Origin of the sequence: Paenibacillus sp. PvR133 (genome assembly GCF_017833155.1) — a bacterium.
Classification (GTDB): domain Bacteria; phylum Bacillota; class Bacilli; order Paenibacillales; family Paenibacillaceae; genus Paenibacillus; species Paenibacillus polymyxa_B.
The window spans coordinates 4,792,960-4,804,321 of sequence record NZ_JAFIBS010000001.1; the positions used below are offsets into that span (position 1 = coordinate 4,792,960).

The 11,362-nt window shown below is 43.8% G+C and carries 9 protein-coding genes; all 9 read right to left on the minus strand.

From position 1 onward, the window contains the following. Positions 1-80 precede the first annotated feature (80 nt). The 9 genes from JOE49_RS21045 to dxs all read right to left on the minus strand — a co-directional run bounded on the left by JOE49_RS21045 (position 81) and on the right by dxs (position 11,362). A complete protein-coding gene (locus tag JOE49_RS21045) occupies positions 81-1,781 on the minus strand; it encodes a methyl-accepting chemotaxis protein (protein ID WP_209942726.1) in 1,701 nt (566 codons plus the stop codon). 299 nt (positions 1,782-2,080) lie between these two features. Further along, positions 2,081-2,830 (minus strand): class I SAM-dependent methyltransferase, encoded by a 750-nt coding sequence (locus tag JOE49_RS21050; protein WP_028540600.1) that lies wholly within the window; start codon positions 2,828-2,830, stop codon positions 2,081-2,083. Between the two features lie 526 nt (positions 2,831-3,356). Further along, on the minus strand, positions 3,357-4,160 hold the full coding sequence (gene spo0A, locus JOE49_RS21055; RefSeq protein WP_023989239.1) for a sporulation transcription factor Spo0A: 804 nt from the start codon (positions 4,158-4,160) through the stop codon (positions 3,357-3,359). A gap of 216 nt (positions 4,161-4,376) precedes the next feature. Continuing rightward, complete coding sequence (gene spoIVB / locus JOE49_RS21060) at positions 4,377-5,537, minus strand: SpoIVB peptidase (protein WP_023989240.1); 1,161 nt, start codon at positions 5,535-5,537, stop codon at positions 4,377-4,379. Between the two features lie 123 nt (positions 5,538-5,660). Continuing rightward, the gene (gene recN / locus JOE49_RS21065) at positions 5,661-7,379 is read right to left on the minus strand and encodes a DNA repair protein RecN (RefSeq protein ID WP_028540598.1); all 1,719 of its coding nucleotides are present in this window, start codon (positions 7,377-7,379) and stop codon (positions 5,661-5,663) included. A 58-nt stretch (positions 7,380-7,437) separates the two neighbouring features. Further along, positions 7,438-7,887 carry a transcriptional regulator AhrC/ArgR gene (ahrC, locus tag JOE49_RS21070; RefSeq protein ID WP_013310809.1) on the minus strand — a complete coding sequence of 150 codons (450 nt, stop codon included), beginning with the start codon at positions 7,885-7,887 and terminating at the stop codon, positions 7,438-7,440. A 16-nt stretch (positions 7,888-7,903) separates the two neighbouring features. Then, positions 7,904-8,380 carry a hypothetical protein gene (locus tag JOE49_RS21075; protein WP_209942728.1) on the minus strand — a complete coding sequence of 159 codons (477 nt, stop codon included), beginning with the start codon at positions 8,378-8,380 and terminating at the stop codon, positions 7,904-7,906. A 155-nt stretch (positions 8,381-8,535) separates the two neighbouring features. Continuing rightward, a complete protein-coding gene (locus tag JOE49_RS21080; RefSeq protein ID WP_023989243.1) occupies positions 8,536-9,387 on the minus strand; it encodes a TlyA family RNA methyltransferase in 852 nt (283 codons plus the stop codon). A gap of 76 nt (positions 9,388-9,463) precedes the next feature. Next, the gene (dxs, locus tag JOE49_RS21085; RefSeq protein ID WP_023989244.1) at positions 9,464-11,362 is read right to left on the minus strand and encodes a 1-deoxy-D-xylulose-5-phosphate synthase; all 1,899 of its coding nucleotides are present in this window, start codon (positions 11,360-11,362) and stop codon (positions 9,464-9,466) included.

Genomic DNA, 11,362 nt, shown 5'->3' on the forward strand with positions numbered 1-11,362 from the left:
CAATATATTAATAAAAAAAGAAAAAAGCCGCTCACAATAGAGCAGCTAGTTCCTCTGAAACATAAAAAGCAGTATACGAATTATACTTTGAATTTACCAATTTGCCCTTGCAGATCCTCTGCCATCGTAGACAGGTTTCTTGCAGATGAAGCAATTTCCTCCATGGACGCCAGCTGTTCCTGAGTTGCGGCAGATACGTGTTGTGTCCCTGCTGCGGCTTCCTCAGCAATCGCTGAAATTTGTCTGACAAAACCAACAATCTCATCTGTACTTGCAGACATTTGTTCTGATCCGGCAGAAACCTCTTCAATTTCACTGGCCACTTTATTTACGGTTTCCTGAATTAGTTCAAAGGATGCGCCTGCATTTTGTACAACTTCACGACCTGTCATGACATCCTTCCCGTTAGACGCTACCGCCTCAATAGCATGGGTAGTATCCTTTTGAATCAATCCCACTAGCTCCGTAATTTGTTGAGCTGAATGAGCCGATTGTTCAGCCAACTTGCGAACTTCGCCTGCAACTACAGCAAATCCGCGACCATGTTCTCCTGCACGGGCCGCTTCAATCGCAGCGTTCAAGGCAAGAAGGTTGGTCTGACTAGAAATATTGGTGATAACATCAATGATCTTGCCAATTTCGTCTGAGCGCTCTCCCAATCCAGCCATGAGATCTGCCAATCCATTCATCGAATCATTCACGGCATTCATCTGCGTAACTGCCTGTTGAATCATCTGGTTACCTTCAGCCGATTTATGGGCCGCATCTTGCGCAGATGCGAATACATTTTGCGCGCGGATGGCGATTTGCTCAACACCGATAGACATTTCCTCAATAGCTTGGGACGATTTCGTCACCATATCTACCTGGTCTCCTGTTCCAGTAGCTACTTCTTGCACCGTTTCGGTTATTTGTGCAGAAGCTTGGCTATTTTGCTCTGCGCTGGCCGTCAATTCTTCTGAGGAAGTGGTTACCAACTCAGTCGTCTTACTCACAGATTGAATCAGTTGACGAAGGTTCTCAACCATGACATTGAAGGAATGTGCCAACGTACTGATCTCGTCCTTGCCCTTCACAATGATAGCTTCACTTGTAAGATCACCCGATGCAATACTTTCAGCAGCACGACTGATCCGCAAGATAGGTTTAGAAATAATTTGGGCTATGATGATTGCCATGATCAATGCTAATATAACGGCTGCTATACTCAAAACGATGACCAATTGTCTCCCTGAAATAAAGTTGTCAACAGCTTCTTTCGTAGTCTGTTTAGATCCATCTGCATTCAATTTAATGAGCTTACTGATCATATCGTTTGAACTATACCATAACTTATAGGACTCTTGATGAAGGATGCTTGATTGAGCATAATCATTAGCTTTACCTGCTTCGATCACTTCAGGCAACTTATTCAGATACTCTGTATAAGTTTTGGAGAATTCTTCATACATTTCACGTTCTTTAGGGGTAGCAATTAATTTTTCGTATGTTTTGCGGCCGTCCTCAACCTTTTTTAAAACCTTATCATATTCGGCCTGGACCTTCTCCATTTCCTCTGGGTCACGTTCTACAATAATGTTTAATGAAATCCGCTCTACATCAGATACATCACCATTTAGTGTTCCCAGTATGGTCACACTTGGCATCCAATGGCTATCAATTGCCATCGAAGTGTCACCTAGGTTTTTCATTTTTGAGATAGATACTGTACTAATCACGATCAAAAGGATTATTACCGCTAAAAAACCCAATATCAATTTTGTTCGAATGTTAAATTTCATATATTCGCTCCTCAGTTCTCTTTATATTAGATACTATATCGACAAGAAACGACACTTTGTTTATATCAAAATTAAAGAGAATTTCAGAACTGTTTACAAAAGGAAAATTTCCCTTCGTGATGGTTGGTGCAACTGATTCAGGTTTATTTTATAACCTCGTGGAGAGCATTATGTTTTATAATCCCCAACAATTGTACCGCCATATAGGGAGGGAGATGCTGAAAATCTTTATTCACTTATTCCATCAAACTTATAAGTTTTAAAAAAAGGATACCCAGAAACGGGTATCCCTTTATGTTTTACTTCCTAGCAATCACCATAAATCGTTCTGAATTTGTCCTTATTCCTATTTCGGTTTGATTGTCTATAATAAATTGTTGGAGTATTTGAAAATCAATTTCTTTTTCTCCGAAGTTAGAAATAGTCGGAGTGTGTTTCAAGAGGAATATTAAGTCTGCAGGAGTCTGATAATATTCGTTTGCATTGAATTCAAATGACTGTATATCGTTAAAGCCCGCATCACTTAATTCGGTAATATATTTAGCTTTTAACGAGTCTTTCTTAGCACCCCAAGCCTGTCCTCTTCCAAACGCTTCTTTAATATTTAATTTGTCGTTTTCGCTTACTTGCTGTGTCAGGAACATACCACCCTTTACTAACACCTTTGCTATCTCTTTTGCATAAAAACATGAATGTCGAGAAGAGATTACATTAAAGAAGTTCTCAGGAAAATTTAGATTTTCAGCATCCATCTGGAGAAAACGAACATTTGCTATGTCTGATTCAGCAGAATTCTTGGTTGCTGTTTCAATCATTCCGGTGGAATGGTCAATCCCAACTAGAAGTAATGCAGAATCTGCTATTGATAAAATTGCTTCCCCGCCGCCAGTACCGATATCAAGCAATATATCCGACTTCTTGCATGTCTTCGCCACTTCATTGTAGAAGTCCCATTTTACTCCTTTGGAGATACATTTCACATTGCTGAAATCCCATCCGTTGATTTTTCCAACCTTATCATAAAACTCTTTATATTCTATTGAATTCATTTTTCTTCCACCTTCCAATTAAGGATAAAAACTACGAGTTAGCAGACCGATATCATTCAGAATTTTAGTTTTTGTAGCCAAAAGGATAGACTTCTCCCTTGACGGCTGGTACGCGTTTTTTCCAGCCCGGAAACTAAATACCTCGAACAATACGGAATGACATCCGATTCACCTCATTTGAAAGATTGTTTTAATTATATTTCTTATAGAGCTTGTCGATCAAGCAATAGTTCAATAACAATTCCAACTCTCTCCCTTGGTAGAACGACGACTGATAGCAATGAAATGACGATAATTGAAGAAAACTTTAAATTGTCCAGTTGAAATTGAAAATCGTTCATAAAAAATACCGCTCCTTTACTGGTTCTTGGAAGAACCAATAAAAAGGCGGTATTAGTTTTCTACTATTCAGAAGTTTATCGGTAATCTGGGCGGCTGTTTTGGAGATTAGAAGCCATCCCTGCAATTATCATTGATAAACGTCAAACCACAAAAATCCCTTGCTTCATCAATCATTCTGACTCTTTCAGGACACCTTATTCTCAATCCGCAGCTTATCTGCCACCATCGCTATGAATTCACTATTGGTTGGTTTGGACTTACTGATATTAATAGTGTAACCGAACAGGTGTGAAATGCTGTCGATATTTCCACGGGTCCATGCTACCTCGATAGCATGACGAATGGCGCGTTCTACGCGAGATGCCGTCGTTTTGAACTTTTCGGCGATTGCCGGATATAATGTTTTGGTGATGGCTCCCAAAATTTCGATATTATTGTACACCATCGTAATGGCTTCACGTAAATATTGATAGCCCTTGATGTGAGCTGGTACACCAATTTCATGTATGATGGCTGTGATACTGGCATCCAGGTTTTTCGTCTTACCCATAGGTACTACGTTGGACCGCATGGATGAAATGGTCACCGGACTGCTGCTAACTAACTGCGGTCCCACCAATTGGCGAACACGGTTAGCCAGCACTTCCATGTCAAACGGCTTCAAAATATAATAAGATGCCCCGAGCTGTACGGCCCTTTGTGTAATATTTTCTTGACCGAATGCAGTCAGCATAATGATTTTCGGCTGTGGAGTCAGGTTCATTTCTCTCAAACGCTCCAACACACCGAGACCATCCAGGTGAGGCATAATAATATCTAAAATAAGTACATCAGGTATGTTGCGGGATTCTGCGATGCGTTGGAGCACTTCTTCGCCGTTATAGGCGATTCCTGTAACTTCCATATCCTCCTGATCGGAAATATATTCAGCAAGCAAATTCGTAAATTCCCGGTTGTCATCAGCCAACAATACCTCAATTTTTTGCAATGTACTTCCTCCTCATTGAGTGATATTCCATTGTGATATCTGTTTACAGTATATAAATATTTCTTGTCGGAGTATATGATTTCGACATCGAATTATGAATTCCTTCTGTCGAAAATTATTTTTATTTATTTTTTTTAGAGTTTCTATTATAATTGATTCTTTATCTTGCAATTATGAGTTATTCCTCTGCTTTTCGACAAAAAAATCTTAAGGCCACTAGCTCGCCTTAAGATTAGAAGATGATTTCAAGCTTACGTTATTCTGCATGATTCCTGCATCGCGCAGCATCCATTCGATAAAACAACCGTAACCTGATTTAGGATCATTCACAAATACATGTGTCACAGCCCCGATAAGCTTACCATTTTGGATAATCGGACTACCGCTCATTCCTTGCACGATTCCCCCGGTCTTATCCAGTAGCTTTGGATCTACAATGCGTATCACAAGTCCTTTGGTTGCTGGTTTGTCCTGCTGAGAGATGTGTACAATTTCCGCCTGAAACCGCTGAATTTGTTGACCTTCCAGCACAGTTAAAATTTCTGCCGGTCCTTCTTTTACTTCATTCGCAAGAGCCACTGGAATAGGAGTCGAATACAATCCATATTGCGGCTCATCTGACATTTTCCCAAAGATTCCGAAATTCGTATTTCGTTCAATATTTCCTAATACCCGATGATCTTTGAGAAAATGAGCGCGTTTTTCTCCTGGTTCCCCACTTTGGCTTTTCGCAATTGACGTCACATTGGATTGCACAATCTCTCCGCTCCCCACGACAATAGGGGTTTGGGTATTCATATCGGTAATTACGTGACCCAAGGCCCCATATACACCCTGGTCCGGTGCGTAAAACGTTAATGTACCTACACCTGCAGCCGAGTCCCTAATATACAACCCAAGCCGCCACGCTTTATCATCTTGATCATATGCTGGTGTTAACTTGGTGGAAATGGTCTGCTCCCCTCGACAAAGCGTGATGTCGAGCGGTTTTTTGTTCTTACCTGCTTCGTCTACTGCCTCAGCAACCCTTGCCAGGCTATTGAGTGGCTTGCCGTTCATGTGTGTAATTCGATCCCCTAGGCGAATCCCTGCTGTTTCACCAGGTGACACCTTACGATCATTACTTTCCTGAATGATATGGTGACCGACGACAAGCACTCCTGAAGATTTTACTTTGACCCCAATCGTCTGCCCCCCCGGGTATACTTTTAAATCGGGGACTACACTTTCTTGGGTTGTCCTCATGCTTTTAGAGCCGAACAAATCCAAAGAAGCTTGTGGAGGCAGCGCTGCTTGCACATACTGAGCGTTACCGATAGAACACATAAGAAAAACAAGCAAAAGACCGAGCAATTTGATCCTGGAGTAAAAATTCAATGGCTGTCACGCTCCCTTTGCTTCTTTCGCTTGACGAGTAAAGGTGGTCGCCAATTGCGTACCTATAAGGTAACCTTGCCCCCAGGCTTTTATAACTGTTAAACATTACGCCAGCCGCTCTTTTCAGGCTTTCTTTCCTTCCGCCAAATTCAGCATTTCCTGTGCGTGATGCAATGTTTTTTCGGTAATTTCCACGCCGCCCAGCATCCGTGCCAATTCCTTGACACGCCCGTCCTCCGTAAGTCCCTCAATTTGAGTCATGGTCCGTCCATCATGAACATTTTTCTCAATAAGGTACTGATGGTCTGCCATACATGCCACCTGTGGCAAATGAGTAATGGAAAACACCTGACAAACGGAAGATAAACGATATAGCTTCTCGGCAATGGATTGAGCTGCACGACCACTCACCCCGGTATCCACCTCGTCAAAAATGAGTACTGGAATTTGATCATGACGCGCAAAAATACTTTTCATCGCCAACATGATACGTGATAGCTCACCGCCTGAAGCGATCTTACCAAGTGGACGTAGTGGCTCACCTGGATTGGGGGAAATAAGAAATTCCGCATTATCAATGCCTTGCTTGGTAGGTCTTACCTTCAGACCTTTATACTCATATCCGCGTGGATCTTCAATTGGATCAATGCGCACCTTGAGTGACGTTCTTTCCATCTGTAGGTCTTTTAACTCCTGCTCCACTTGCTCTGCTAGCTCTTCAGCACAAATTTCACGTGCTTCTGTAAGCTCTTCTGAAATCTCCAGCAAATCGGAAAGCAACTCATCCCGTTTTGCAATGAGCTGCTCCAGCCGCTCATCTTTATTTTCCAGCAGATCGGTTTCCTGCTCAATACGGCTATAGTATTCCAAAATCTGCTCTATACTATCACCATATTTTCGCTGTAATCCGGTAATTTGATTCAAACGTTGCTCCACTTCATGCAGCTTGCCTGGATTAAATTCAATATCCTCACGATAAGAACGTAATTGGAATGCTGCGTCCTCTAACTGGTAAAAAGCAGACTGAATCTGCTCCGCAATAGGCTGAAGGCTTTTGCTGTCATAGCTTTGGACATCGTTCAATCTGGACAATACGTTATTGATCGTATCCAGCCCACCTCTGCCGCTTAGCAGTTCGTATGCTCCTGATATCCCATCCATCATTTTCTCACTATGGGATAGCTTGACCCGTTCCTCTGCCAATAATTCATCTTCTCCCAATTTCAACTCCGCCGCAGCGATCTCTTCTAATTGAAATCGGTACATATCCAAAAGCTGATAAGCCTTTTGACTGGAGCTTTGCAGTTCTCTTACTTCTTTTTCCGCTTTGACAAAAGCATTGTAACGCTCACGGTAAAGCGTTTTGACTGGACCGATCACCGAATCACCGAACGTATCCAGCAGTGCCAGATGGCGATCTGCACGTAGCAGGCTTTGATGCTCATGTTGCCCGTGGATATTGACGAGTTGCTCACCTACCTCACGCAGCATCGTTAAATTAACCATCTGACCGTTAATTCGAGAAGAGCTTTTCCCCTGAACCGTAAGTTCGCGACGAATCAGCAAATGCTCCTCCGCATTAGCCTTAATCCCTTGTTCCTCAAGTGTATTCCAAACTGGATGTTTTACCGGCAGCTCAAACAAGGCTTCCATCTCTGCTTTATCACAACCGTAACGTACTAGATCAGCAGAGCCCCTACCGCCTGCAATCAGCCCAAGCGCATCGATAATAATGGATTTACCAGCACCTGTTTCCCCGCTCAAGACATGAAACCCTTTATAAAAATGAACATCGACGGCCTCTACGACCGCCAAATTCCGTATAGACAAAGTGACCAGCATCGTTCTTTCACCTCTATGATGTACAAATTAAAACGCCTAATATGCGTAGCCATTATAATTAGGAAATATAGCCCATAAGACGATTCACGATAGCTTCGCTGTTTTCTTCCGATCGGCAAATAATCAAAATGGTGTCATCTCCGCTAATCGTACCCATAATCTCGGACCATTCAATATTGTCCAATAAAGCAGCAATCGAGTTGGCTGTTCCCGGCAGACACTTCATCACAATCAGATTGGTTGTGTAGTCAATATGCAAAAAGTTATCGACCAACGTACGTTTCAGTTTCTGGGCCGGATTGTAGCGCTGATCTGAAGGCATTGAATATTTATATCTGCCATCGTCCATTGGAACCTTGATCAGCAGCAGCTCCTTGATATCACGCGATACGGTCGCCTGTGTGACCTGAAAACCAGCCTTACGCAATGCTTCAACCAGATCATCCTGCGTCTCAATCTCATGTTGTGAAATAATTTCCCTAATTTTAATATGTCGTTGACCCTTCATATAATCCTCCTATGGATTAACCTTCATATTCCTCTTCTTCGAGGTCTTCCACTAATGTAATAAGGCGAATACTTCGCTCGTCCGTATCAACGTACAATACACCCGCGCAACCCGGATAGAGCAACAAATACGGCATGAGCCTGTCCCGTAAACCAGGACCACTCCACTCCATTGGTTTCTTGCGGCGTGACGTTTTGACCATATATGTCGAACCGTTTCGTACAGCCACGTAGTCTATAAACAAACGGCTATACACGGTATGTCCATTCACTTTAAAAGCAAGCGGTATTTTCATTTTCCCACCCACTACTTCATAACCTGCTTCTTCGAGTATATCTATAGCAGGCCCTTCATCCAAATCCTCGTTAATCGGTATTGTCTTTAGCACAAGCGGCCCTGGCTCCTTCAACCAGGCACGCAGGCTATATAAAGCCCATATCCCTAATATCACCCCGATTACAGCGATGATAATCGTATCATATCTTGTGTCCATGGACCGATCACCTCATGGACATATTCTAGGACAAGATGTAAAATTCCTTTTCCTTTGTACATCTCATTATAGGCGAACGTGAGTTCTATAATCAATCCCTCACACCAAAAAGAGGTTCCCTTAAGTTCACAGAACTCATGGAGAACCCCTGAATGTTACTTACGCGATGGACCATTATTAAAAGTCTGCCCTGCTTCCTGAACAGTACGTTCAATTAGTGGTCTGAAATCCATCTTCTCCAGCTGCGATTCTGCAGCAGGAAGCCCATCCAAACGCCAATGCGCTAAAAATTCAATATTGCCTTCTCCACCTGTAATAGGCGAATAAGCCAAACCTTGCAGCGTAAGTCCAAGCTCATGCGCAAACATCAGAATGGTCTGCAACACTTCTTTATGCGTAGCAGGATCACGGACCACACCGGATTTTCCGACCTTTTCGCGTCCAGCTTCGAATTGCGGCTTGATTAGAGCTACAATATCAGCAGGTTGATGCAATAAGGCAAGCAACGGGGGCAAAATAATACGTAATGAAATAAACGAAACGTCAATACTTGCGAAATTCGGGACAGAACCATTCAAATCCGCAGGTGTCATATATCTGAAATTCGTTTTTTCCATTACGCATACTCGTTCATCATTACGAAGCGACCAATCCAGCTGATTATAACCCACATCAATGGCGTATACGTATTCCGCTCCATGCTGAAGTGCACAATCCGTAAAACCTCCAGTGGACGAACCAATATCCAGCATTGTCCTGCCCTTCATATCCAGCTCAAATTGACGAATGGCCTTCTCTAGCTTTAATCCTCCACGGCTTACATACGGATGCACCGAACCCTTAACTTTAAGCTCGCTGGCGCGTGGTACCTTCATACCCGCTTTCTCTATCCGTTCGCTGTCCGCCAGCACTAGACCAGCCATAATCGCAGCTTTAGCTTTTTCACGGCTTTCAAAAAAGCCTTGTTCTACAAGTAATACATCAATGCGTTCCTTCGGAACAGACATGTTAATCTCCCTTTAGGCAGCCAGGCTGCTCTTGTCATACTTTTTATAAACGTCATGTTCTTCGTTTCAAGTTAACCTATACGGATTGTCCCATGCCATAGGCTGGTTCAGCAGCCCATTTACGCAGCTTTAAGCATACATCTTCAATGGTAAGACCTACTTCAGCACGCTGCTCTTTGATGGAGCCATGCTCCACGAACAGATCGGGAATCCCCATTAAGCGCACCTGCGCCTCTTGGATTTCGGCTTTGGCGTAAAATTCCAGTACAGCGCTACCCAAGCTTCCTGCTTCAGAAGCTTCTTCCAATACGATCAGCTTCGTATGCTGACGAGCCAGCTCACGCAACATATCCTCATCCAAAGGCTTCAGGAAACGGGCATTTACGACGCCCACTTGCAACCCTTCACGTTTCATCGCCTCCGCAGCTTCTGTCGCCACCTGGAGCATCGGTCCTGATGCAATTACAGCAAAGCCCTCACCCTTACGCAGGAGCTCCCAACTGCCGATGGAAATAGCCTGTAATTCTTTATCCAACGGCACGCCAACCACATTAACACGTGGGTAACGATAAGCAATTGGACCGTCTTCATAATCGAGCGCTGTTTTCATCATATGGCGTAGCTCGTTCTCATCCTTTGGCATCATAAGCACAAGATTCGGGATATGACGTAAGAATGCCACATCAAACACGCCATGATGAGTTTCTCCGTCAGCCCCAACAAAACCTGCACGGTCAATCGCGAACATTACGTTCGCATTATGACGACAGATATCATGCACAATCTGGTCATAAGCACGCTGCATAAAAGTGGAATACACCGCAAACACCGGCTTCAGCCCTTCCATTGCCAACGCAGCACACATGGTAGCTGCATGCTGTTCAGCAATGCCGACGTCAATCATACGGCTAGGAAACTCTTTACTAAACGGTACCAGTCCTGATCCACCAGGCATAGCAGGCGTGACCGCAACGATGCGCTCATCCTGCTCAGCCAGCTCAATCAGCGTTCGGCCGAAAATTTCCGTATACATCGGATTACCTACAGCTTTGAGTACCTGACCCGATTCAATCTTGTAAGGGCTGATTCCGTGCCATTTGTGTGAATCTGCCTCTGCAGGTTTATAGCCCTTGCCCTTTGTGGTTACGACATGCACCAATACAGGGCCAGTGACATTATCAGCCTGCTGGAAGGTTTCGATTAGCTTCGGCAAATCATGCCCGTCCACTGGACCGAGATACGTAAGTCCCAGTTCCTCAAACAGTACACCAGGCACCATCATATATTTAAGACTGTCCTTGACACGGCCAGCCGATTTGGCAAGTTTACCGCCGATCGCGGGTATTTTTTTCAGCAAGACTTCCAGCTCATCTTTTGCTCGCAAATAATGACGGTCCGAGCGGATTTTACTCAAATAATTATGCATGGCCCCCACATTAGGTGCTATGGACATTTCGTTGTCATTCAGAATGACCATTAAATTTTTGCGCTCATGTCCGATATGATTCAACGCTTCGAAGGCCATCCCCCCAGTCAACGCGCCGTCTCCGATCATTGCAATGACTTTATTGTCCTCGCCCTTCAAATCTCGAGCCAAAGCCATTCCCATTGCGGCCGACAGAGAAGTGCTGCTATGACCGGCTTCCCAAACATCATGCTCACTCTCGCTTCTTTTTACAAAACCACAAAGTCCATCACGCTGACGAAGTGTATCAAAACGATCCATTCGCCCTGTCAATATTTTGTGTACGTAGGCTTGGTGCCCAACGTCATAAATCATCTTGTCCTTCGGACTGTTATAGCAATAATGCAGGGCGATCGTGAGCTCAACCACTCCCAGATTCGATGCCAGATGCCCCCCAGTCACGGACAGCTTCTCAATCAAAAAGCTCCTGATTTCCTCGGCCAGAGAAGCCAACTCCTCAACCGACAGTGATTTCAGATCGCCTGGTTGCTTTATGTGTGGAAGCAGCAC

Coding starts and splice junctions, on each gene's coding strand:
- JOE49_RS21045 (WP_209942726.1), bottom strand. CDS start 1,781: ATGAAATTTAACATTCGAACAAAATTGATATTGGGTTTTTTAGCGGTA.
- JOE49_RS21050 (WP_028540600.1), bottom strand. CDS start 2,830: ATGAATTCAATAGAATATAAAGAGTTTTATGATAAGGTTGGAAAAATC.
- recN (WP_028540598.1), bottom strand. CDS start 7,379: ATGCTGGTCACTTTGTCTATACGGAATTTGGCGGTCGTAGAGGCCGTC.
- ahrC (WP_013310809.1), bottom strand. CDS start 7,887: ATGAAGGGTCAACGACATATTAAAATTAGGGAAATTATTTCACAACAT.
- JOE49_RS21075 (WP_209942728.1), bottom strand. CDS start 8,380: ATGGACACAAGATATGATACGATTATCATCGCTGTAATCGGGGTGATA.
- JOE49_RS21080 (WP_023989243.1), bottom strand. CDS start 9,387: ATGTCTGTTCCGAAGGAACGCATTGATGTATTACTTGTAGAACAAGGC.